This window comes from Suttonella ornithocola (assembly GCF_001889065.1).
GTDB lineage: Bacteria > Pseudomonadota > Gammaproteobacteria > Cardiobacteriales > Cardiobacteriaceae > Suttonella_A > Suttonella_A ornithocola.
Genome location: NZ_LWHB01000127.1, coordinates 1 through 23,388 on the forward strand (window position 1 = coordinate 1; position 23,388 = coordinate 23,388).

Below are 23,388 nucleotides of genomic sequence, written 5' to 3' on the forward strand. Positions count from 1 at the left end.
TCATAAACGCAGTGATATTCAAGCAATCATTGAAGAGCATGGGCATGAGATAGTTTGGTTACCCCCTTATAGTCCAGACTTAAATCCTATTGAAAAGATGTGGGCTTGGATTAAGCAAATACGCAAAGAATGGCGGATGGATTGTATTGATACTTTATTCTTTTATCTGCTTTGGATTGGGTTGGGTTTTAGATGATTGCACTATAAAGGTAGCTGATTTTTTTTGAGATATTGGGTAAAGGTTTCAGCGCCAATTTCTGCGAGTAATCGAACGGCAGGAATGTTTCTAGAGGCAACTAGGGCTTCTGTTAAGGTAATGGTTCCCCGGTAATATCCGTCATAATTAGTCGGCCTATAAGATAGGGTAGTGATAAGGGTGTCATCAATTTTGCTGTTTGCTTGGTATCGTAAATGTTCAAAAGCATAAAGTGTAATAAAGGGTTTTAGGGTGCTGCCCGGAGAGCGGATAGCTGTAAGAAGATCATTTTGCCCTTTTCTTCTGGTACTGTAATAATCAGCGCTGCCTAGATAAGCAAGTATTTGAGCAGTATTGTTATCAATAATGGCGGCAGCAAGGTTACTTTTGTTATCTAATTGCGCTAGAGCCTTTGTGAGTCGATTTTCTAGTTTTTTCTGTAGTGATAAATCTAAAGCGGTTAAAATGATATTTTCTTGTGGGTGTTGAGAAAGTTGTTTTTGGCTATAGTGAGGGGCGTAACGAGGAAAGGAATATTGATGTAAAGTTAACATTTCTTTTGAGGCATTGTGGTAGTCAGTTTGGCTAATGACACTATTTTGATAGGCTTTATTTAGTAATTGATTACGCGCTTTTAGAGATTGTTGCGGATGCTTTAATCGATTTGGAGCTTGCGGAATGGTAATTAACCATGCGATTTCTGATAATGAGAGTTTTGTAACGGGTTTGTTGAAGTAATACAAAGCTGCAGCGTTAATACCTTCTATATTGCCACCCATTGGCGCGAGTGTGGAATAAATTTGAAGAATTTCGCTTTTGCTCAGTCGGCGTTCTAACTGCCAAGCGCGAAAGACTTCGATAATTTTATTTTTAAAGGTTCTCGGGCGAGGTTCGAGTAATCGTACTGTTTGCATGGTAAGAGTAGAGGCACCACTAATCACTCGTCTAGCTTTGAGATTTTGATAGCCTGCGCGGATGATAGCACCAAAGTCAATGCCGTGGTGTTGAAAGAAATTTTTATCTTCTATATGAATAAGTAGTTTTTTATAGGTTTCTGGTAACGTAATAGTAGAAATTCTCCAAGTATCATCAGAACTTAAGGTTAAATAGACAAGTTCTCCACTGTGGTCAAGAACTTGTCTAGATAAGTGTTGAATTTTATTGAGGTTGGGTGGATAAAGAATATCTAGCCAAAGAAGAAGACAAATACTATTAAGAATAAAGAGCAGTAATAGGGAGATTTTTTTGCGCATAAATGCTACATGGTAGCACTCGGCAGTCCGCTGCTTAACATTTTTCCAAGACTCTCTTCAATCGCTTCACGAATTTTAGGGGCTTCTCGACCGCGTAATTGAATGCCAATGCCGGGAACACGTTTTACCGCTGGTTTAGGTGGATTTAACCAAACAATTCGCCCAGAGGCTGCAAATTTCCCCGCTTTTTCGGGTAATTCTAGAAAGACGAAGACTTCTTGATCCAGTTGGTATTGTTCTTCTGTAGCAAAAAAAATACCACAGCCGTCTACAAATGGCATGTAAGCCTGATATAGTTCCCGGTTGTCATTCAATTTCAATTGAATGACACCTTTTTTAAGTTTGGATTGAGGATTGCTCATAAGATTAAATTCCTATTATCTAATTGTGTAAGTAATAAACTTCTGATTGTCGCGGAAGTATTGATTTGTATTTGGTTGGGTAATCGTAAGCGGCAAAGAGCTGCATATAAACTGTGTAACCGATAGGGGTCAATGGTTTTTATGAGTTCTTTGTCAATGTGTGGATTGTGCCAATTTTGCGGATAAGTGTCTAGTTGTATGATAGAAATAAGTGTTTCTAAGTTTAAGATAAGTAAGTGAAGTTTGTCTTTTTCGTCGTATTGATCAAGTTGCTGGAGAAATTTAAGCGTTTTTTGTGGGAAGGCACAATACTGTGCTAAATCTGGCAATATTTGTAAGGGTTCGGGTTTATCTTTTAAGGCAACTGCTTGAAAAGGATTATTATGAAAAAGAGAAAGAAGTACTTGTGCTTTTGAAGGTTCGATATCTTGGTTGACTAGCCAATTTAGGGCTTGCTGCGTATTTGGCTGAAGAACATTGATAATTCGAGAGCGGCTAAGAATAGTGGGTTTTACTGCACGACGAGTGCTTGCGCTAAGAATAAAATGGCTGTGAGAAGGAGGTTCTTCTAAGGTTTTTAGAAGAGCATTAAGTGCATAGTCGTTGTAATGATCAATATCGGCTAAATAGATAAGTCGATAATCATTTAATACCGGCGTTTTGCTGATTTTTGTAATGAGTTCTCTCACTTCAGCAGTTTTTAAGGGCGCTTCATAATAGAGAGTATCGGGATGGATTTCTTGGGCAATGAGATGACAAGCTTGGCAGTGTCCACAAGGTTTATCATCAATCGTTTGCTGGCAAAGCGTGGTTAATTGATATTGATAGGCAAGAGCTTTTGCATTTTCTTTTTGTGGGTCGATAAGCAATAAGCAATTAATAGGCTTTTTTGTGAGTGGTAACAAAGGCGCTGGTAACGTTGTCCATGGATAAGTTTTTTTCATGAATCAAGTAATGTATCAAGGTAGGATTGTATTTGTTGAAAAACCGTTTGTGGTTCTTTATTCGCCTCAATTAAGTGGACGTGCGTTTCATTTTCTGCACGTTGATAATAACCAGACGCAACCCGTTGGAAAAATTTTTGATTTTCGTTTTCCATACGGTCTTTTTCCTGTTCTCGTTGATTTAGTCGAGTTTTGGCAATCTGTTCTGAGACGGTAAGGATTAGGCTGAGATGAGGTTGAAAATCTCCTTGTATCCATTTTTCAAGGGAACGAATACGTGTTAAATCAATTCCACGACCATAACCTTGATAAGCATAAGTTGCATCATTAAAGCGATCAGAAATAACCCATTCGCCTTCTTGTAATCGTGGCCATATCTCTTGTTCTAAATGTTGCTTACGGGCAGCAAAAATTAGTAGGAGTTCTGTTTCAGCCGTTGGAACTAAATTAGGATTAAGAAATATGTTTCGAATTTTTTCACCAACGGCAGTTCCACCCGGTTCACGTGTGAGATAAACCGTTTTATTTTTTTGATGCAAATAGTGTTTAATGTAGCGTAATTGAGTGGTTTTGCCCGCTCCTTCTGTGCCGTCTAAAGTAATAAATTTTCCAGTCATGGTTTTTTCGTTAATTGGTTACGATAATGTTGAACGGCTTTCTGATGTTCTTGGTAGGTGACGCTAAAGCTGTGTCCACCTGCGCCATTGGCTACAAAATAAAGCGTATTGCTATTATCAGGATTGACAGCTGCTTGGATAGAGGCTTTGCTGGGCAGTGCAATGGGCGTAGGCGGCAAGCCATTGCGTGTATAAGTATTGTAAGGCGTATCTGTTTGTAAATCTTTTTTTGTTAGTATCTGTTTTGGTGAAGATAAACCATACAGAACAGTTGGGTCAGTTTGTAAACGCATGTTTTTTTGTAAGCGTCGATTAAAAACACCAGAAACTTGCTCTCTTTCAGAAGGGATAGCGGTTTCTTTTTCAATAATTGAAGCAAGAATTAAAGCTTCATAGGGCGTTTTTAAGGCAATATTATTTGAGCGCTTGCTCCAAGCTTCTGATAAGGCGGATTGTAATGCTTGGTGCATTCGTTTAAGTAGCGCTAAATCCGTAGTTTTATAGGGAAAATGATAGGTTTCAGGCAAAAATTGTCCTTCTAAGCTTCCGTTAATATTTAGTGCTTTTGCAATTTCTTCTGGTGTTTTATTTTGCAAAGTTTGCGTAATATCTGGTGTATTAGAAAGTTGTTCTAATAAGGCTTTTGCGGTTTTTCCTTCTACTAATTGAAAAGAAAAAGTAGCAACCTCGCCTTTAATCATTTTATGCAATAATACTGGAATGGTTATATTTTGCTCAAGGCGATAATATCCAGCTTGAATTTTTTGTGCGCTTCCATTAAGTCTGGCATATAGCGGAACGACCCAGCTGTTTTTCAGTCCATAATCTTGCTCTAAGATACGAGCAATACTGGTAACACTACTACCTTTAGGAATATGGATAATTGTATTGTTTTGCGCTTGAATAGGTGTTTGTAAAGTTTGTTGATAGATAAAATAGCCTATACCACCTAATCCTAAAAGCATTAGGAAGGTTAATAGGAGTAGGTGGCGTAGGATTTTTTGAATCATTATTAGATTTTTTTGAAAATTAGAGTGCCATTTGTACCGCCAAAACCAAATGAGTTTGACATAGCAATAGTTATATTGGCATCGCGAGCGGTATTAGGACAATAATCTAAATCACAATCTTCACTAGGATTATCTAAATTGATAGTCGGTGGAATTTTTCCATCGCGTAAAGCCAGTAAAGTAAAAATGGCCTCTAACCCACCAGCAGCACCTAAAGCATGACCAGTCATAGATTTAGTAGAACTGACAACCGTTTGATAAGCTGTTTCTCCAAAAGCTTTCTTGATAGCTTGTGTTTCCGCTAAATCACCAATAGGTGTGGAGGTTCCATGTGCATTGATATAATCTACCTGTTCAGGATTGATACGGGCATCTTTTAAAGCTTGTGTCATACAGCGTGCTGCACCAATTCCTTCAGGATGTGTAGCGGTAATATGATAAGCGTCTCCACTCATTCCCACGCCAATTAACTCTCCATAGATTTTTGCATTGCGTGCTTTAGCATGCTCTAAAGTTTCTAGAATCAAAACGCCGGCGCCGTCCCCTAAGACAAAACCATCTCTGTCTTTGTCCCAAGGACGAGAAGCAGCCTGAGGTTCCTCATTTCGGGTAGATAAGGCTTTGGCTGCAGCAAATCCAGCAATTCCCATATCATTGCCTGCCATTTCTGCACCGCCAGCAATCATAATTTTTGCATCCCCATGTTGTAGCATACGGTATGCTTGTGCAATAGAGTGAGTTGCACTGGCGCAAGCTGTTGAGGTGGCAAGATTAGGACCTTTTAAGCCGTAACGAATAGAAAGATTACCAGAAATCATATTGATGATATTAGCAGGAACATAAAAAGGAGAAACACGGCGCGCACCGCGCTCAAGAAATTCCTTATAACCCCCTAGCATCCCGGGTAAACCACCAATTCCACTACCAATAATGACACCAGTTTGCTCTAAAAGTGCTTCATCATCAAGATTTAGCCCAGAATCCTTAATGGCTTGAATACCTGCTGCCATTCCATAATGAATAAACGTATCCATTTTTCTAGCTTCTTTAGCAGAAAAGTATTTTTCACTATCAAAGTCGCTAACAGAACCGCGAAAACGGACAGGTAAATCGCTGGCATCATAATCGGTAATGGGTTGAATACCGCTTTTGCCTGCTAAAATATTTTGCCAAGCTTTTTCTATTTGGCTACCAACTGGGCTAACGATGCCCATACCTGTAACAACAACTCGTTGTAGATGATGTGCAGTGGTTGTAGTCATAAATGCTCTTATTAGTAAAATAAAAAACCACGATAGTGTAGGGACACTATCGTGGTTAGTGATTTGGATAGCTACCCCGATTAAGCCTGATTGGCTTTTACATAATCGATAGCAGATTGAACAGTAGTGATTTTTTCTGCCTCTTCATCGGGAATTTCACAGTCAAATTCTTTTTCTAGAGACATGACAAGTTCGACAAGATCTAATGAATCTGCGCCAAGATCATCAATAAAATGTGCTTCTGGCTTAACTTGCGCTTCGTCAACGCTTAGTTGCTCAGCAATTACTTTGATGACACGTTCTTCAATGGTGTTACTCATTTTTGATTCCTATGGTTTGATAAAAAAAGTTCGCGTATTATATCTTATCTGACTAATGGGGTAAAAAAGTTTTGCTCGCACAAACTAAATCATATACATACCGCCATTAATATGTAATGTTTCACCTGTAATATAGTCAGCTTGTGCTAAAAATACAACTGCTTCAGCAATATCTTCTGGTTTTCCTAAACTGGCTAATGGTACGTTATCAATGAGCGCTTGTTTTTGAGTATCTGGTAAATTATCTGTCATATCTGTTGAGATAAATCCCGGCGCAATAACATTAACGGTAATGCCTCTAGAGCCAATTTCACGTGCCAAGGATTTTGAAAAACCAATCAATCCAGCTTTTGCAGCAGCATAGTTGGTCTGCCCAACATTACCCATTACTCCAACAACAGAAGCGATATTGATAATTCTACCAAATCGTGCTTTCATCATATCGCGACTACTCGCTTTACAAAGGCGATAAACGCTATTTAGATTTGTATTGATAACATTATCCCACTGCTCAGCTTTCATCCGCATCAGTAGATTATCGTCTGTAATTCCAGCGTTATTTACTAAAATTTCAATGGGATTATAATTTTGCTTGATTTCGGTAAAGACTTTTTCAATATTATCTTCACTATTCACATTCAAAACCATTCCGCAGCCGGTAAATCCAGCTTGTTCAATTGTTTTAGTGATAGCTTGCGCGCCTGATTTAGAAGTTGCTGTTCCAATGACTGTACAACCTGCTTTGCCTAGCGCAAATAAAATAGCTTTGCCAATCCCGCGGCTAGCACCAGTGATTAAAGCTGTTTTTCCACTAATTTTGCTCATGTATTCTCCACAAGATGACAGACGTTTTCAAGTGCTTCAGGCGTATTAAAAGCAGTAGTTGATAAATTACTATCAATTCTCTTATTAAGACCAGTCAGAATTTTTCCAGGACCGACCTCTATACAAGCAGTAACGCCTTCACCTACTAACTTCAAAATACTTGCTGCCCACAATACAGGTTGATAAAGCTGGGCTCCCAAAGCAGCTTCAATACCATAGCGATCAGCGTGTAACTTGGTATCCACATTAAATATCACAGGCGTATTTAGTGGTTTCCAGTGAACCTTATCTAAATATAATCCAAGTTTTGCTGCAGCAGGTCGCATTAAAGGCGTATGAGAAGGAACGCTTACTGGTAACAAAAGCGCACGCTTTGCGCCAGCTTCTTTAAAAACTTCGCAGGCATTTTTAACAGCCTCGTATCGCCCTCCAATAACAACTTGTTCTGGTGCATTAAAGTTTGCAGGATAAACTTCTCCTTCAACTTCTCCACAAATTTTGCTTACAGTTGCGTTTTTTAATCCTAGAATAGCAGCCATTGCCCCTTCGCCATGAGGTACAGCTTCTTGCATTAACTTTCCTCTGGTATGGACTAAATGAATAGCTTCTGCAAATGAAAGCGCGCCAGCAGCGCATAAAGCTGTATATTCTCCTAAAGAGTGTCCAGCCATATAATTGGGCGTAAAAGAGATTTCCTTTCTAAGAATTTCTAGCGCAGCAATTGAAGCAGTTAGAATAATTGGTTGAGTATATTCAGTGCGATTAAGAAAATTATCGGTATTGTTTTGAGTAAGATCCCAAAGATTATATCCTACTATATCGCTAGCTTCTTGAAATCGCTCCTTAACCAAACTGTATTGTTCACTAAAGGCTTTCATCATACCCACGCTTTGTGAGCCTTGTCCTGGAAAAATAAGTGCGATGCTCATAATAGACTCCTTTTATTAGTAGGTAAGAATGCAGCCACCCCAAGTAAAGCCGCCGCCAAATGCTTCTAATAGTAATTTTTGTCCACGCTGAATTTTTCCGCTCCTAATACCGTAATCTAATGCTAGAGGTACTGAGGCGGCAGAAGTGTTTGCATGTTGATTTACCGTGACGATAACTTTATCCATTGACATGCCTAAATGTTCAGCTGTTGCGCTAATAATGCGTAGATTTGCTTGGTGAGGGACAAGATAATCAATTTCTTCAGCGCACATATTGCATTTTTCTAGCAATTCGCCGACCAATCCAGATAAAGAACGAACAGCAACTTTAAAGACTTCACGCCCTTGCATTTCAATAAATCGACTACGAACGGCATAATCATTAGCAGAAGAACCTGGTCCGCAAGGTGCCCAAAGTAATTCTTTAAACCCACCATCGCTATGTAGAATGCTACCATATATACCTGGCGTATCAGAAGCGCCAAGAACAGCAGCACCAGCGCCATCACCAAATAAAATAGCAGTGCTTCTATCTTGCCAGTTTAGAGCATTGGTAAAAAGCTCAGAACCAACAACCAAAATATGTCGGTAGGTACCAGCTTTAATAAAATTATCAGCAACAGTTAATGCATAGATAAATCCAGAGCATACGGCCTGTATATCAAAAGCAGGGATATTTTTGCAGCCTAAACGAGATTGTAATTGAGTGGCATTACTGGGAAAAAGATGTTCAGGTGTTGAAGTGGCGACAATAATTAGGTCTAAATCTTGCGCGGAGATTCCTGCGCTTTCAAGTGCTCTAAGGGCGGCTTGTTCGCCCATATCTGTGCTGCTTTCGTTAGGAGCGGCAATATGTCTTTGTTCAATACCTGTGCGAGTACGAATCCATTCATCAGAAGTATCTAAGCTTTGGCTAAGCTCATCATTACTGATAATTCGTTCAGGGAGGTAGCTACCGGTACCAAGAATTTTACTGTAGTTCATGAGGATTTATTATTTTCCAAGGAGGTGGTTGGTTGAGGTAGTTTATCGCGAATTTTATCAATTACACCATTTTTTACTTCTAAGCGTGCTATTTTTATAGCGTTTGCAAAAGCGAATGCATCAGCATTTCCATGACTTTTGACCACAATTCCCTGTAATCCTAATAGAGTAGCGCCATTATACATACGCGGATCAATCGTGGTTTTTAATCGTTTTAAAACGGGTAAGGAAAGAAGCGCAGCTATTTTGGTAAATAGACTACGTTTGTACTGAGCTTCTAAGGATTTTTGAATAAATTTTGCTAATCCTTCGACAGTTTTAAGTGCGACATTGCCAACAAAACCATCACAGACAACAACATCTAATTCTTTTTTGAGAAAAATGTCGTTTCCTTCAACATGCCCAATGTAGTTGATAGGAGCATTCTGTAATAGCTTGCCTGCTTCTTTTACAACATCATTGCCTTTGATAGCTTCTTCACCAATGTTTAATAATCCTACTTTTGGACTAGCGTTGTTATCTACAGCACGAGTTAATTCTGAACCCATTACGGCAAATTGTTCAAGTTGCTCAGGTTTTGAATCAACATTAGCGCCTAAATCTAACCAATGAACATGTCCATGAAGCGTAGGTAAGGTGGCACAAATGGCTGGACGTGAAATACCTGGCAACATTTTAAGGATATATCTTGCGCTTGCCATTAAGGCACCAGTATTGCCTGCACTTACGCAAGCATGTGCTTTTCCATCGCGGACTAGTTCTATAGCTTTCCACATGGATGAGTCATTTTTATGGCGTAGCACATTAGCTGGAGCTTCGTCCATATCAACGACTTGGGTGCAATGAAATATTTCAGCGCGAGATAAATCTATTTTTGAAAATAGTTGATGCGATTTGATAGCAGCCTGTTCCCCAACCAATATAAGAAAAAGGTCAGGGTGTTTGGCTTGTGCGGTTATAACGGCTGCCAGCGTGGTATCTAATCCGATATCACCGCCCATGGCATCAATGGCGATGCTAACGGATGCCTGCTTGGTCATCTGTTAACTATGATGTTTTATTCTTCGTCAAACTCAATAGTATCAGCAGGCTGAACAATGACTTGGCGCCCACGATAAAATCCATCTGTGGTTACGTGGTGACGGCGATGACGCTCTCCGGTGTGTGCATCTGTAGATAAGGTTGCATAGCCTAGTGCATCATGGCTACGACGCATATTACGTTTAGAGGGGGTTTTTCGGTTTTGTTGAACGGCCATTACGGTTGCTCCTTCTTGTTCATGAGTGTTTTTAGCTGGGCAAATGGGGTTTCTTTTTTTATTCCTTCATCTGAAGGCGTAGTTTCAGATACCGTATTTATCAGCATAGTACAGTTGTCATGCTTGGCGATCATGGGCATTGCCAGCAAAACTTCTTCTTCTAAAAACCATGCTAAGTCCATATCGTCCTCAGCGCATATTAATGTTTCGCTGCCGTATTCAACTTGTTGCTCTTGTGATTCATTATGAATAAGCAAGTAATCAAAGCGAATATCAGCATTCCAAGGCATTGGCTCTAAACATCGCTGACATTGCAATGATAGTGTTAATTGAAGTTGACCTTTTAGGTGTGCTCGATGTTGTTGATCAAGATAACCTTCTAGATAGACTTCAATGTTCTTGCCTTTTTCTGCCCATTGCCTAAGCTCTTGGGTTTGCATGAGTGGAAAACTTCCTTTTAGAATTTTTCTACTACGTGCTATTGTCCAAGGTTCTATATGTTTAGGCAACTGCTCGGCTGCGGGATGGCGCATCATACTCTTAACTCTTTAGACTGTCAAAAAATCGTTAGCTTTGTTGGCTAATAAAAAGATAAACAATATCTGATATTTCTCGCATTACATTGCTCCTAGAGGTGATCCAACTCGCGTAGTTTTTAGCAGAGTGCTTTTTCTCAATAATACCAGTAAATGTGTAGGGGCGCGAATTTCCTCGTGAGTCGTGATAATCAATGATGCCAAAGTTTCCACATAAACGAGAAGTTGAACCTGTTTTATCATATACAGTTAATGTATTAGGGATATGCTGAGTATTAACGGTAATACGATTGTGATTTTTAATAGACATGAGATTTTTTAAAATTTCGGCACCCGGAAGTTGATTACGCCATAAAGCATGCATAAAGCGAGTGTAATCTGCAGCGGTAGCTTTATTGAGATAAGTTTTGCCACCTGAGGGGATATTTTCAACAATATGGATGTTTCTAAATATATTAGGTGCTTGTTTTCGTAGCATCCATTGAACCCCTTGAGGACCGCCTAGCCGCTTAAATAGGTAGTTTGTAAAAGTATTGTTACTTTTAACTATCATTGCTCGCATTTCTTCCATGATTCTATCGTTTAATGGATATAGTTGCGGGTTTTTTAAGTAATGACAGTACAGATAGGCTTGTATGACAAGCGGTTTTACCATGCTTGCCATTTGCATGGGTTGGTTAGGGTTGATTTCTAAAAAAGCACGACCAGTATGAATATCTGTCGCTAACCAAACAGTTTTTTCGTCGTTTGCAATTCGATCGTCCAAGCGCATTTTTTGAATAGCGTTTTGAACTTGTTTGTTGAGCGAAAGGTTATTTGCATAGCTAGGATTAGGCAATATTATGCTGGCACTTAGGTAAGCAGCAGTCTTTATGAATTGTCTTTTGCTGAGCATGGAGTGAAACCGAGTTAAATTTTTTACAGTGTAGCAAAAAAAGGTTTGTTATTTAGCGAAGATTTTTTAATGAGTGTAAGAGAAAATTAAGGTTAAAAGCGGGACCAGGATCTGTTTTTCGATTAGGCGAAATTTGGCTGTGTGTTGTGATATTGTCGAGCGTTATTTTAGGGTGTCTTTGTTTTAGGGCAAGAATGAGTTGAGCAAGGGTTTGATATTGTTTCAGTGTATAGGGAAAATAATCAGCACCATTGAGCTCGATACCAATGGAAAAATTATTATAGTTTTCCCGATTTTTGTATTGAGATTGACCTGCATGCCAAGCTCGATTAAGTGTAGAAACATATTGTGTGATTATACCATTTCTTCCAATAAAAAAATGGGCGGAGACTTTTAGATGTGCAATATTTTTAAAATAAGGGTGTTTATCTTGAAGTTTTGGGAGTGTTCCTAGAAATAACGCGTTAATATATTTTTGCCCAAATTCTAAGGGAGGGAGAGAGATGTTGTGTAAGACAATTGTGTCTATCTCGGTATTTGGTGGTCGCTGATTAAAATATGGAGAGCGTATAATTTGGCAAAGGTTAGATAATAGTAGCCAGCCATCTGAGTTGATTTCTATTTTTGTTATCAAGATGATGTTCTTATGTTTTAAATAATTGGGCAATTGTTTAATAGATAGCACTTAACTAACGCTATCTATTGATTGTTTTATGGAAGTAAATTATCGTCAGAACCTTCATTGATACTTTCAAATAAGAAAGTAGACATATAACGCTCAGAACCATCTGGCAACATAGTTAAAATAACGGAGTTTTTGGGAGCGGTTTGCGCAAATTGTAAGGCAGCATTGAATGTTGCACCACCTGATATACCTGTTTGAATCCCTTCTTGAGTTGCAAGAGAAAGCGCAGTGTCTCTGGCTTCTTCATCTCCAACAGGAATAAGATAGTCGTAGATGTTTTCATTCATAGTTTCTGCAATAAAATCAGGTGTCCAACCTTGAATTTTATGAGCTGCCCATTCTTTTCCAGCTAATAATTGAGCATTTACAGGCTCAGTTGCAATGATTTCTATTTGTGGGCGAGCAGCTTTTAGTATTTCTCCTGTGCCGCTGATAGTTCCTCCTGTGCCATATCCGCTAACGAAATAGTCTAATCTTTTGCCAGCAAAATCTCTTAATATTTCAGCAGCGGTTGTTTCGCGGTGATATTGCGGATTGGCTGGATTGGCAAATTGATTGGCTAAAAACCAATTGTTTTTTTCTGCGAGTTCTTTGGCAATTCGAACCATTCCTTGTCCTTTTTCGGCAGCGGGGGTTAGGATGACTTTTCCACCAAAACTTCTAATGAGTTTGCGTCTTTCAACAGAGAAAGTTTCTGTCATAACAGCAATAAATGGATAGCCTTTAGCCGCACAGACCATTGCTAGTGCAATGCCAGTATTCCCTGAAGTGGCTTCTACAACAGTTTGACCGGGTTTTAGCAAACCTTTGCGTTCTGCATCGGTAATTATCGCATAGGCTAAGCGATCTTTAACAGAACCACCAGGATTGCGCGCTTCAATTTTGACATACATTTCAATATCTTTTGGTGCTAAACGATTGATACGCACAATGGGAGTATGTCCAATGGTTTCTAATATGTTGTTATAAAGCATAATTTTCTCCTATATTTTCTTTATAGTAGTAGATTTTCTGTTAGTTACCAAAATAGCTATTCGTTATTGAATTATGATATTTAGTTATAAGAGAAATAAAGTCCAAAGAAGAGAGTGATTTATGCTAAAAGGAATTTGATAATGTTCATAATTTATTTTAAAGGAATTATCTATGCATTGTACAATAGAATATATAAGTAAATAGATTTTATAACGGATGATTATATGAAACTAAGGCAGCTGCAATGTGTTTTTGCGGTAGTGCAAAATGGTTATAGCGTTACAGCGGCATCTGAAGCGCTTCATATGTCTCAGCCTGCTGTTAGTAAGCAAATTAAGTTATTCGAAGAAATGCTTGGCATGCAAGTATTTAAGCGAAATAGTAAAAGTTTTGTTGGGCTAACGCCGTTAGGGGACGCGTTAATGCCCGAAATAGATCGAGTATTAGTTGGAATTGAAAATATTCGTCAGTTGGGTATGCGAAGCCAAGAAGAACGCTTTTCCCAGCTTCATATTGCGACAACTAATACACTTGCGCGTTATCGTTTATCAGACTGTATGCCTTATATGCACCGCATTTATCCGCATATTCCTCTAAATATTATTGAAGCAACAAATATTCAGATTTTAGAGATGTTGCGCAATCAAGAAGTGGATTTTGGTTGGTTTTCTGCAATGTCTTTAGCGCCTTATCAGGTAAGTTTGCGTAATTTGATTTATTTACCTGCAATGGGTTGGGAGGCGGTAATGGTGGTGCCTAAGGAACATCCTCTGGCACAAAGGCGTCCTTCAAGTTTGGCAGAGATTAGCTGCTATCCTTTAATTACTTATGTGACTTCACATAAAGGACCTTCTGGTTTAATGACAGCTATGAATGAAGTAGGTTTGAGTCCAAGAATTGCCGTTACTGCGCGAAATGCAGATATGATAAAAAATTATGTGCGACAAGGATTGGGAGTGGGAATTATTGCTGATATGGCTTATGACTCAGAAGCAGATAGTGATTTAGTGATGTGGTCCATGTCAGAGTGGTTGGATCAGTTTCAAACGTATTTAGCATGGAATGAAGATAAAAGATTACGACCTATTCATTATGATTTTATCGAGCAAATTGTTCCAGGTGCTAATAAAGAGGCCGTGCAACAATTTATTCATAAATTACAAATTGGTAGAGATCCTGAAGGATGGGTGATTTAAAGCAGTTGCGCAGAATTCTGCGCCAGCGTAGGGCAGAGATTCAAGGTGCAATACGTGAGCGTTATTCAATTTTAGCAGCGGATTACGCTGTTTCTTTTATCGAAAAGCAATTTGATATTAGTAAGATAGGGGTTTTTCTTTCTTTGTCTGAGGAGATAGATACACGCCCCTTGATTGAAAAGCTTTGGGAGAAAAAGTATTTGCTTTATTTACCTGTTGTTGTAGGTAAAACTGCTTTTTTAAGTTGGAGACAGTATGATAATCAAACAGTATTAGAGACTGATTATTTGGGAATGAAAGTTCCAGCATTGGAAAAAGGAAGTATAGAGCGTAGTATAGTATTAGATTTAGTCGTGATGCCTTTAGTAGGGTTTACACTAAAAGGTGAACGCTTAGGTATGGGAGGAGGTTTTTATGATAGAACCTTTGAAAATAAGCATAAGGATTGCTCTCCTCTATTACTAGGAATGGCTTATGCTTGTCAGCAGATAGAGTCCTTTGCTTGTCAAGCATGGGATGTTCCAATGGATGCCTTAGCACATGAAAAAGCATTATTGCAATTTAATTAAGGAGTTTTAATTATGGGTATGAAGCGCGATTTAACTCGGATTAGTCATCATACGAAAATTGTAGCAACCTTAGGGCCTGCTAGTAGCGAAGTAGATATTTTAGAGCAAATGATTCGAATTGGCTTAAATGTTGTGCGTTTTAATTTTAGTCACGGGACGGCAGAGTTTCACGCTGAAAATGCTCGTAAGGTTCGAGAAGCTTCTGAAAGAGCTGGACGTCAAGTGGCTATTATTGCGGATTTACAAGGGCCTAAAATTCGTGTAGGAAAAATAAAAGATAATTTTATTAATTTATCTGAGGGTGATACGCTCATTTTAGATGCTGCATTTGAGGGAGAGGGAACAAAAGAGCGTGTTGGTCTAGATTATCGTGATTTACCTAAAGATGTGCAAGCTGGAGATGTTCTTTTATTAGACGACGGTTTGCTAACTTTAACTGTTACGAAAGTAAATGGAAGTGAAATTTATACCATAGTAGAAAATAGCGCTATTTTAAAGAGCAATAAAGGTATCAATAAACAAGGTGGAGGACTTTCGGCACCTGCTTTAACAGAAAAAGATCTTAGGGATTTAAAAACGGCGTTAGAAATTGGAGCAGACTACCTTGCCGTTAGTTTTGTAAAATCAGCTTCTGATATGGAGTTAGCGAGACAATTAGTTTCTCAAGGAATGGCTGGAAAGGGCGTGCATCCCGGTTTAATTGCTAAAATTGAGCGAGTTGAAGCCATTCAAAATTTGGAAGAAATTATTAAAGCTAGTGATGGCATTATGGTGGCTAGAGGTGATTTAGCTGTTGAAGTAGGTAATGCCGCTGTGCCTGCTTTGCAGAAGAAAATGATTAAATTAGCACGCCATCATCGTCGTTTCACAATTACGGCAACACAAATGATGGAAAGTATGATTAGTAATCCGGTTCCAACAAGAGCAGAGGTTTCTGATGTGGCTAATGCTGTATTAGACGGTACGGACGCTGTCATGCTTTCTGCTGAATCAGCCGTTGGTAAGTATCCTTTTGAGACCATTCGTACAATGGCATTGGTATGTCAAGCAGCTGAAAATGCTGAGCCACCATTAGATAATGTTGATATGAATGTCAGCACAACAAATCGTATCGATCATACTATTGCGGCTGGTGCTGTGTTTACTGCACAGAAAATTGGGGCAAAAGTGATCGTTGCTTTGACAGAAAGTGGCACAACAGCTTTCCAAGTAAGCCGTTATGGTATCAATATTCCTATTTATGCATTAACTGGAAGCGTTCATGTGCAGCGTAAAATGGCAATTTATCGTGGTGTTAGACCAATGATGTTAGATACCAGTAAAGATCATGAAACTGCTATTCAAGAGGTAGAAGAATATCTTCAATGGCGTAATGTTGTAGAAAGTGGTGACTTATACGTTATCACTAGTGGTATGCAAATGGGTAAACAAGGCGCAACAAATACTTTACAGATTAATCGCGCAAAATGAAGCAAAGACAGGCTATATTATTAGGGATATCGCTACTTACAGCGATATCCTCTGCTTCAGAATTGGATGAACGTCTTAGTTTAATGCAATCTATACGATATACAGATAATAAACAATGTCATTATGCTATTGGAGAAGATGAAGCAGGAAATATTGTAAACATGCTTATTGCTGCTCATTCTCAACCCGGAATTGATTCTGAAATAGTTCTTTCTGCTTTAAATGAAGCTCTAAGAAGAGGATGCTCATTAAATGAGCTAGATAGAGCAGGGTTATCCTCGTTAGCAGCTGCCGTATTGTTTAATGACGCGGATATGGTTCGCTTTTTATTAAAGCATGGTGCAGATACCAGTGTCAAAATTTATCGACCAGACTCATTAGTTAATGGTATGAATACTTTTGAGTTTTTTGATTGGCTTATGATAAATGCAGCAAAAAAAAAATGATATGAGAGATAGAACAGAAATACAAAAAATATTAGCTGAATACAATAAAATTTCCTTGGATTTTCATAAAAATAAATAATAATTTAAGATGTTTTTACAAAAATAATTGTAACCAAATCGAAAAAATCTATTGCATTAAAAATAAAATAGCGAAGCAAGTTTATAAAACAATTTAAAGTTATGTGGAGACAATTGAAGATATGAATGATTAAGGTATAAATAGGTTTAAATTAGAATTAAATTGTATGATGTAGGTTCTATATTAAAATCTATTCTAGATAAGAGAAAAAGGATATTTTTTGCATAAAAAACATATTATTAAGCTCTATGTTGAATTATGAGATTTACATATAGGTTTAGTTGATGTATTTTATTTAATGTTTTTGCTAGATTATAGGGAAAAGAAATGGATAATCGAACAGGTTTTCTGAAACGTTATCGAGGGCTTATTGCTTCCGTTACGCTATTCATTATGATTATTATTGGTTTGTTGGGGCTAAATACGTATTCAACACGAGAAGTAGCCCGGCTACAAGATCAGCTATTAGCTGCTTCTGAAATGCGTAGTGCTATTCAGACAGTAACACGGGATTTGTATGATATGAAATTGAGCTGGGGGGAAGACCCAGAAAGTCCTCATATTAGAACATCACTTGAGCGTTTAGAAGCACAGACCAGTCTTTTAGCAAAGTTCTTAAATGCTTTTAAAAACGGTGGAGAAGTTTCTCTAATAACTGATGATGATCATGATCATGAACAAAAAGTTGATAATATTTATTTACAATCAGTAGAAAATGATCCTGAACTTAAATTGACATTATCTAGCTTAACCACTGACTGGAATCAATTTGAACCATTGGTCAAAGAATATTATAAAGGTGCTAGAGATATTTTTGCGACTGAAACTCCTTTAGATTTAGCAGTAAACGAAGCTCAGATATCAAGTGCTAGAATGTATAACGATATTAGTCATATGGCAAATATCTTCTCTGCTAATCTAGAAAAAAACTCTAACATGTTAGCTTGGGCTCAATACATCGGTATTGCTGTAACCATGATTTACTTCTTAATCTTCATGTTCTACTTTGTACGTCAATTAATTCGTTCAGATGTCAAAGCGGAAGAAGCGCGTAAAGAAACAGAAGAAATTTTAGATACTGTACAAGAAGGTTTGTTCCTTGTTGGTCCTGATATGCGTGTTGGACACCAACAATCTAAAAAACTATTAGAAATTTTGCCTGGTATGAAAATGCAAGAACAATCACTAGGAGAAGTGCTTGGCAAAATTATTAGTGATAGAGATGTCGCAGATACACAAAGTTATATTGATCAGCTATTTAAACCACGAATTAAAGAATCACTTATTCGTTCATTAAATCCTTTGAATCGTATTCAAGTATTTTTTGATAACGGTCGAGGTGATATAGAAGATCGTTATTTAAAATTTGACTTCAACAGAGTATATGAAGATAAAGAAATTAAGCGGGTACTTGTTTCAGTAACTGATATTACGCAAGAAGTTGAGTTAGAAAATCGATTGGAAAAAGAAAGAGAACAAAATAACCGACAAATTGAGTTGTTGGTTAAAGTATTACGCGTCAATCCGAGTATCTTAGAAAGCTATATGAGGAATGGATATGCTGTAACAAATAGAATTAATGCGATTTTGCGTCGAAGTGATAAAAAATCAGATGCTCTTCATCAAAAAGTAGAAGAAATTTTTAGAGAAGTTCATAGTTTTAAAGGTGAATCTTCAGCTTTAGAATTTGAGCAATTTGTTGTACTTTGTCAAGAAATGGAAACTAAGCTAAAAGGCTTACGTGAAAAAAATACGCTTGCTGGGGATGACTTCTTATCTGTTGCAGTTAGCTTAGATGCGATTATTGAGCAATTAAATGTCTTAAAAGCATTACAAGACCGTTTGCGTAGTCATTCAGCAGGAGAAAGTATTAGTGATGAAGTGCAAACTATCCAATCTTTAACTTCAAATGTTGATGACAAAGAGCATGTTACAGATAGATATTTAGAGTCTTTTGCTCATCAAGTTGCAAAAAGAAATAAAAAATCGGTCAATGTAATTGTTGATGGATTTGATCATACCCCTTTTAATGAAGAACGGATGGATATGTTGAAATCAATAGCTATCCAGTTGATTAGAAATTCTATAGTACATGGTATTGAGTTACCGCAAGAACGGTTAGCAGTAAATAAAGAGCAAAATGGTAATTTAGGTATTCATCTTCGTAAAAGAGAAGGTTTTTATGACCTAATTATTGAGGATGATGGAAATGGTATAGATGTAGAAGCCTTGCGCGAAAAACTTCGTCACGTTCCCAATTTTAAACATAATCCAGACGAAATGACAGACGCTCAGTTATATCAGTCTATCTTTGTTTCGGGTGTATCTACTTCTAATGATGTAACAGAAGATGCTGGACAAGGTGTTGGTATGAATGTTGTTAGAGATAGAGTTCGTAGTTTAGGTGCAAAAGTAGCAATTAATTCTAAACCTAGAGAATTTACACGTTTTGTTATTCGTATTCCAGCAGAGCGTTAAGATTAAGGACTTAATGAATATGTATCGTTTAATGATAGTAGATGACTCAATGATTATCCGAAATAAAATTTCTCGGTTACCAAAAGAGTCGCCTTTCCAAATTATTGGTAAAGCTAAAAATGGGCTTGAAGCAATAGAGATGTGTAAAACACATAATCCTGACGTGGTTACAATGGACTTAACTATGCCAGAAATGGATGGTCTTGCTTGTATTCAGGCGCTATTAAAAGTGAAGCCTACAGTGCAAATTTTAGTTGTATCAGCGCTTTCGGATAAATCGACAGGTATTAAAGCATTAGAGTTAGGTGCAAATGGCTTTTTAACTAAGCCATTTACAGATCAACAATTATTAGATGCGCTAAATGAATTAATGGAGAATATTCTATGATAAAAGAACAAAGAATGCAGGTGTTTATTGATGGCGTTAACCGTTTTTTTAATGAAGTTAATAAAATTGATGCAGAGATTGGTACTCCATATTTAGTTGAAAATAATACGCCTAAAGCACATGATTTCACAGGAATTATTGGAATTTCTGGTGCTTACAAAGGTTGTGTATATTTCACTGCCCCAAGTGTTTTATTGAGACATATTCTTTTATCATTGGGTGAAAGTGGTACAGATGAAAATAGCTTATTAGACCTTGTTGGAGAGGTGGCTAACACTATTTCAGGTAATGCTCGAAAAGAATACGGTGAAAACTTTATGATTTCTGTGCCAATGGTCATTAGAGGTGCGCCAGATGAAATTTATTTGCCAAAAGATGCGCGTTCTTATGTAATTCCAATTACTTGGCAAAAATACTCTGCTGCTATCGTTATTTGTTTCCAAAATTCTAAAGATTAAAATATACGATACTTTATATAATTTCTTATCTAATGGTGCTATATTTTTAGCACTATTTTTTTAGGCTCTATAGTTAAAGGCTAATAAAAGAGTCACAGAAATTAGATCGCTATTCCAGTAATAGTATGTGCGCCTACTTTATTCATCTATCTTAATACTGTAACTGTTCTAGTAGCCTTTTACTATATATAAATAAAAAGACCAGCTTTCAAACTGGTCTTTAAAATTAAATAGAATGTTTACTTAAGCATTCATCAATTTTTTCAATGTTTCGCCAATATCGGCAGGAGAACGAACCGTTGCAACACCAGCAGCTTCAAGTGCTTTGAATTTATCAGCCGCTGTTCCTTTCCCACCGGCGATAATTGCACCTGCGTGTCCCATGCGTTTACCTGGAGGTGCAGTAACACCAGCAATATAAGCAACAACAGGCTTGCTAACATGGCTTTTAATATATTCAGCGGCTTCTTCTTCAGCGCTACCGCCGATTTCACCAACCATTACAATTCCTTTTGTTTGCTCATCTGCTTCAAAAGCAGAAAGAACATCAATAAAGTTTGTACCATTGATTGGATCACCACCAATACCAACACAGGTAGATTGACCTAAGCCAATTTGCGTGGTTTGATGAACCGCTTCATAAGTCAAGGTACCTGAGCGAGAAACAATACCCACAGAACCTTTTAAGTGAATATGACCAGGCATAATTCCCATTTTGCATTCGCCAGGAGTGATAACACCCGGGCAGTTAGGACCCACTAGACGAGTTTTAGTGCCTTGTAATGCCGCTTTTACTTTCATCATGTCCAAAACGGGAATACCTTCGGTAATACAAGCGATAATTTCAATCCCCGCATCTACTGCTTCTAAAATAGAATCAGCCGCAAATGGAGGGGGAACAAAAATCATAGAAGCATTTGCACCCGTTTCCTTAACGGCTTCGTAAACGCTATTAAATACAGGACGGTCTAAATGCGTTTGTCCACCTTTGCCAGGGGTAACGCCACCGACTAATTGCGTACCGTAAGCAATGGCTTGTTCAGAGTGGAAAGTTCCTTGTGAACCAGTAAAGCCTTGGGTAATCACTTTAGTGTCTTTATTGATATAAATACTCATGGCTTTCTCCTTATTGTGCTGCGGCAACCGCTTTTTTCGCGGCATCGGTTAAGTCATCAGCGGATTGGATACCTAATCCGCTTTCATCTAGCATTTTGCGTCCTAGCTCGACGTTAGTCCCTTGTAAACGTGCAACAACAGGCACTTTAAGGTCAATTTCTTTTGCTGCATTGATAATGCCTTCTGCGATTAAATCGCAACGAACAATACCGCCGAAGATATTTACTAAAATAGACTTAACTTCAGGAGAAGTCAGAATCAATTTGAATGCTTCTTTGACGCGCTCAGCTGTTGCACCACCACCGACATCTAAGAAGTTCGCAGGTTGCCCACCGTGAAGTTTCACAATATCCATAGTTGCCATTGCAAGACCAGCACCATTAACCATACAACCAATATTGCCGTCTAATGCAACATAGTTCAGCTGTAGCTCTTGGGCTTTATTTTCGCGTTCATCTTCTTGTGTAGAGTCGCGCATTTCTTCTAAATCTTTATGGCGATAAAGCGCATTATCATCAACTCCAATCTTCGCATCTAAAGCGAGGAGGTCGCCATCATTAGTGACGATGAGCGGGTTGATTTCTACCATAGCAAGGTCTTTTTCGATAAAGAGCTTATATAAGCCTTCCATGATTTTCACCAATTGACCGACTTGCTTCTTATCTAAGCCCATGGCAAAACCTGCTTCGCGCCCAATATACGGGAAATAGCCAGCAGATGGATCAACACCTAAATTAATAATTTTCTCAGGGGTTTGCTCAGCAACTTCTTCGATTTCCATACCGCCTTCAGAAGAACAAATGAATGATACGCGACGAGTGGCACGGTCAACAACTGCTGAAATATAAAGTTCATTTGCAATGCTTAAGCCTTCTTCAATTAATACCATATTAATTGGTAAACCGACATCGCCAGTTTGTTTTGTTTTTAATGTGCTGCCAATCATTTGGTCAGCATATTGGCGAACTTCATCAAGAGATTTAGCAACTTTTACCCCGCCAGCTTTTCCGCGACCACCTGCATGAACTTGAGCTTTAACAACCCATACCTCTCCACCAAGCTCCTCAGCAGCTGCAACCGCTTCATCAGCACTTTTGGCTAAAATACTACGAGGGATACTAACGCCATATTCACGAAAAAGCGCTTTCGCCTGATATTCATGTAAATTCATAGAATTTTCCTGTTTAGTCAAAAAATTTGGGCGCCGCAAAGCGGAAATACCCTAAAAATCTAAAACATTCTATCATATTTGTAAGGTTCGGCTATTATCAATGACGTTAATTGATAAGAAAATGTGGATAAGGATGAATATATTGTCTATTTTCTTTATTTATGATGGGTGAAGAGTGCTATAGATAGTCTTCAGCGTGAAATTTCGATATAACTATACAACCGCTGTTGTGGCTTGTATGATGATGCCTTCAAAAAACAAAGGAATCTATATGACATTTTCGCATCATTACGAAGTAGATGTTCGTTGGGGAGATATGGATGCCTATCAGCACGTTAACAACACACTCTTCTTTCGGTATTTAGAATCAGCACGATTCGCCTACTTTGAAGACTTTGTTTTACCTGTGTTAAAAGGCAAAATGCCAATAGTCGTCCTTGCAGAAATGCAATGTAAATTTGAAGCACAAATTATCTATCCAGCACATCTTACTGTTAAAACCAAAATTTCTCGGTTAGGAAACAGTAGTTTTGACGTTGTTGCAGAAATTTGGAATGGAGAACAACGAGCAGCAAGCTCAAAAGCGGTCATGGTTTGGTTAGACTCACAAACCTACCAACCAAGTAAAATTCCTGATGATGTCGTTACAAAAGTTAAAGAAATTGAAAAAGACCTTTGAACATACTTCAGCATGATAACAATTCTGAAATAATATATTGATATTTATTTTATAAAAATAAATAAAACAGAATGTTATAAAAAAATTGCTAGAAGAAAATTTAAATGACAAATCCTGTCCAACACTTAGTCTATACTTAATATTCTATAACAAAACGGTCATTTACTTTAATCATAAGGAAATCTACCATGATTAAGCAAGCAAGCAAGCAAGCAAGCAAGCAAGCAAGCAAGCAAGCAAGCAAGCAAGCAAGCAAGCAAGCAAGCAAGCAAGCAAGCAAGCAAGCA

At 38.0% G+C, this 23,388-nt stretch carries 27 protein-coding genes; 9 read left to right on the forward strand and 18 right to left on the reverse strand.

Features of this window, described 5'->3' with window-relative positions; genetic code table 11:
* The coding region (locus A5N85_RS09605) for a transposase (protein WP_249023950.1) at window positions 1-196 on the forward strand (196 nt) is incomplete at its 5' end.
* Between the two features lie 5 nt (window positions 197-201).
* Here A5N85_RS09605 and A5N85_RS09610 read toward each other — a convergent pair.
* From A5N85_RS09610 to cysK, 16 genes are all read right to left on the reverse strand, one after another.
* A complete protein-coding gene (locus A5N85_RS09610) occupies window positions 202-1,449 on the reverse strand; it encodes a transglycosylase domain-containing protein (RefSeq protein WP_072577029.1) in 1,248 nt (415 codons plus the stop codon).
* A 5-nt stretch (window positions 1,450-1,454) separates the two neighbouring features.
* Window positions 1,455-1,811 (reverse strand): PilZ domain-containing protein, encoded by a 357-nt coding sequence (locus A5N85_RS09615; protein WP_072577030.1) that lies wholly within the window; start codon window positions 1,809-1,811, stop codon window positions 1,455-1,457.
* Entirely contained in the window at window positions 1,808-2,755 is a 948-nt protein-coding gene (locus A5N85_RS09620; protein WP_072577031.1) for a DNA polymerase III subunit delta', read from the reverse strand. The genes A5N85_RS09615 and A5N85_RS09620 overlap by 4 nt, the downstream gene beginning before the upstream one ends.
* Window positions 2,752-3,372: a dTMP kinase gene (tmk, locus tag A5N85_RS09625; protein ID WP_072577032.1), complete on the reverse strand. Its 621-nt coding sequence runs from the start codon at window positions 3,370-3,372 to the stop codon at window positions 2,752-2,754. The genes A5N85_RS09620 and tmk overlap by 4 nt, the downstream gene beginning before the upstream one ends.
* Window positions 3,369-4,382: an endolytic transglycosylase MltG gene (gene mltG, locus A5N85_RS09630; protein ID WP_072577033.1), complete on the reverse strand. Its 1,014-nt coding sequence runs from the start codon at window positions 4,380-4,382 to the stop codon at window positions 3,369-3,371. The genes tmk and mltG overlap by 4 nt, the downstream gene beginning before the upstream one ends.
* A gap of 2 nt (window positions 4,383-4,384) precedes the next feature.
* Window positions 4,385-5,644, reverse strand: a complete 1,260-nt coding sequence (fabF, locus tag A5N85_RS09635) for a beta-ketoacyl-ACP synthase II (protein ID WP_072577034.1) — start codon at window positions 5,642-5,644, stop codon at window positions 4,385-4,387.
* Between the two features lie 80 nt (window positions 5,645-5,724).
* Window positions 5,725-5,964: an acyl carrier protein gene (acpP, locus tag A5N85_RS09640; RefSeq protein ID WP_072577035.1), complete on the reverse strand. Its 240-nt coding sequence runs from the start codon at window positions 5,962-5,964 to the stop codon at window positions 5,725-5,727.
* Between the two features lie 84 nt (window positions 5,965-6,048).
* A complete protein-coding gene (fabG, locus tag A5N85_RS09645) occupies window positions 6,049-6,789 on the reverse strand; it encodes a 3-oxoacyl-ACP reductase FabG (protein WP_072577036.1) in 741 nt (246 codons plus the stop codon).
* Window positions 6,786-7,721: an ACP S-malonyltransferase gene (fabD, locus tag A5N85_RS09650; RefSeq protein WP_072577037.1), complete on the reverse strand. Its 936-nt coding sequence runs from the start codon at window positions 7,719-7,721 to the stop codon at window positions 6,786-6,788. The genes fabG and fabD overlap by 4 nt, the downstream gene beginning before the upstream one ends.
* A gap of 12 nt (window positions 7,722-7,733) precedes the next feature.
* The gene (locus tag A5N85_RS09655) at window positions 7,734-8,702 is read right to left on the reverse strand and encodes a beta-ketoacyl-ACP synthase III (RefSeq protein ID WP_072577038.1); all 969 of its coding nucleotides are present in this window, start codon (window positions 8,700-8,702) and stop codon (window positions 7,734-7,736) included.
* Window positions 8,699-9,742, reverse strand: a complete 1,044-nt coding sequence (gene plsX, locus A5N85_RS09660) for a phosphate acyltransferase PlsX (RefSeq protein ID WP_072577039.1) — start codon at window positions 9,740-9,742, stop codon at window positions 8,699-8,701. The genes A5N85_RS09655 and plsX overlap by 4 nt, the downstream gene beginning before the upstream one ends.
* A gap of 17 nt (window positions 9,743-9,759) precedes the next feature.
* The gene (gene rpmF / locus A5N85_RS09665) at window positions 9,760-9,960 is read right to left on the reverse strand and encodes a 50S ribosomal protein L32 (RefSeq protein WP_072577040.1); all 201 of its coding nucleotides are present in this window, start codon (window positions 9,958-9,960) and stop codon (window positions 9,760-9,762) included.
* On the reverse strand, window positions 9,960-10,496 hold the full coding sequence (locus A5N85_RS09670; protein WP_072577041.1) for a YceD family protein: 537 nt from the start codon (window positions 10,494-10,496) through the stop codon (window positions 9,960-9,962). Before A5N85_RS09670 ends, rpmF begins: the two co-directional genes overlap by 1 nt.
* Window positions 10,497-10,527: 31 nt before the next feature.
* The gene (locus A5N85_RS09675; RefSeq protein WP_245936041.1) at window positions 10,528-11,334 is read right to left on the reverse strand and encodes a serine hydrolase; all 807 of its coding nucleotides are present in this window, start codon (window positions 11,332-11,334) and stop codon (window positions 10,528-10,530) included.
* Between the two features lie 109 nt (window positions 11,335-11,443).
* Complete coding sequence (gene ampD / locus A5N85_RS09680; protein ID WP_072577052.1) at window positions 11,444-12,022, reverse strand: 1,6-anhydro-N-acetylmuramyl-L-alanine amidase AmpD; 579 nt, start codon at window positions 12,020-12,022, stop codon at window positions 11,444-11,446.
* Window positions 12,023-12,102: 80 nt separating this feature from the next.
* On the reverse strand, window positions 12,103-13,050 hold the full coding sequence (gene cysK / locus A5N85_RS09685; RefSeq protein ID WP_072577043.1) for a cysteine synthase A: 948 nt from the start codon (window positions 13,048-13,050) through the stop codon (window positions 12,103-12,105).
* 225 nt (window positions 13,051-13,275) lie between these two features.
* Between cysK and A5N85_RS09690 the strand changes: the two genes are divergently transcribed.
* The 7 genes from A5N85_RS09690 (at window position 13,276) to A5N85_RS09720 (ending at window position 20,135) form a co-directional block, all read left to right on the forward strand.
* Window positions 13,276-14,247: a LysR substrate-binding domain-containing protein gene (locus A5N85_RS09690; RefSeq protein ID WP_072577044.1), complete on the forward strand. Its 972-nt coding sequence runs from the start codon at window positions 13,276-13,278 to the stop codon at window positions 14,245-14,247.
* On the forward strand, window positions 14,235-14,816 hold the full coding sequence (locus A5N85_RS09695) for a 5-formyltetrahydrofolate cyclo-ligase (RefSeq protein ID WP_072577053.1): 582 nt from the start codon (window positions 14,235-14,237) through the stop codon (window positions 14,814-14,816). Before A5N85_RS09690 ends, A5N85_RS09695 begins: the two co-directional genes overlap by 13 nt.
* Before the next feature lie 9 nt (window positions 14,817-14,825).
* Entirely contained in the window at window positions 14,826-16,286 is a 1,461-nt protein-coding gene (gene pyk / locus A5N85_RS09700) for a pyruvate kinase (RefSeq protein WP_169818654.1), read from the forward strand.
* On the forward strand, window positions 16,283-16,732 hold the full coding sequence (locus A5N85_RS09705) for an ankyrin repeat domain-containing protein (protein ID WP_072577046.1): 450 nt from the start codon (window positions 16,283-16,285) through the stop codon (window positions 16,730-16,732). Before pyk ends, A5N85_RS09705 begins: the two co-directional genes overlap by 4 nt.
* A 406-nt stretch (window positions 16,733-17,138) precedes the next feature.
* Window positions 17,139-19,289 (forward strand): ATP-binding protein, encoded by a 2,151-nt coding sequence (locus A5N85_RS09710; protein WP_072577047.1) that lies wholly within the window; start codon window positions 17,139-17,141, stop codon window positions 19,287-19,289.
* Between the two features lie 19 nt (window positions 19,290-19,308).
* Window positions 19,309-19,677 carry a response regulator transcription factor gene (locus tag A5N85_RS09715; RefSeq protein ID WP_072577048.1) on the forward strand — a complete coding sequence of 123 codons (369 nt, stop codon included), beginning with the start codon at window positions 19,309-19,311 and terminating at the stop codon, window positions 19,675-19,677.
* Complete coding sequence (locus A5N85_RS09720) at window positions 19,677-20,135, forward strand: chemotaxis protein CheX (RefSeq protein WP_072577054.1); 459 nt, start codon at window positions 19,677-19,679, stop codon at window positions 20,133-20,135. Before A5N85_RS09715 ends, A5N85_RS09720 begins: the two co-directional genes overlap by 1 nt.
* Before the next feature lie 243 nt (window positions 20,136-20,378).
* On the opposite strand, the gene sucD is transcribed toward A5N85_RS09720, so the two are convergent.
* A complete protein-coding gene (gene sucD, locus A5N85_RS09725) occupies window positions 20,379-21,251 on the reverse strand; it encodes a succinate--CoA ligase subunit alpha (RefSeq protein ID WP_072577049.1) in 873 nt (290 codons plus the stop codon).
* A gap of 10 nt (window positions 21,252-21,261) precedes the next feature.
* Entirely contained in the window at window positions 21,262-22,422 is a 1,161-nt protein-coding gene (gene sucC, locus A5N85_RS09730; RefSeq protein WP_072577050.1) for an ADP-forming succinate--CoA ligase subunit beta, read from the reverse strand.
* Between the two features lie 271 nt (window positions 22,423-22,693).
* Here sucC and A5N85_RS09735 point away from each other — a divergent pair, with 271 nt between their 5' ends.
* Complete coding sequence (locus A5N85_RS09735; protein WP_072577051.1) at window positions 22,694-23,101, forward strand: acyl-CoA thioesterase; 408 nt, start codon at window positions 22,694-22,696, stop codon at window positions 23,099-23,101.
* The last annotated feature ends 287 nt before the right edge of the window (window positions 23,102-23,388 follow it).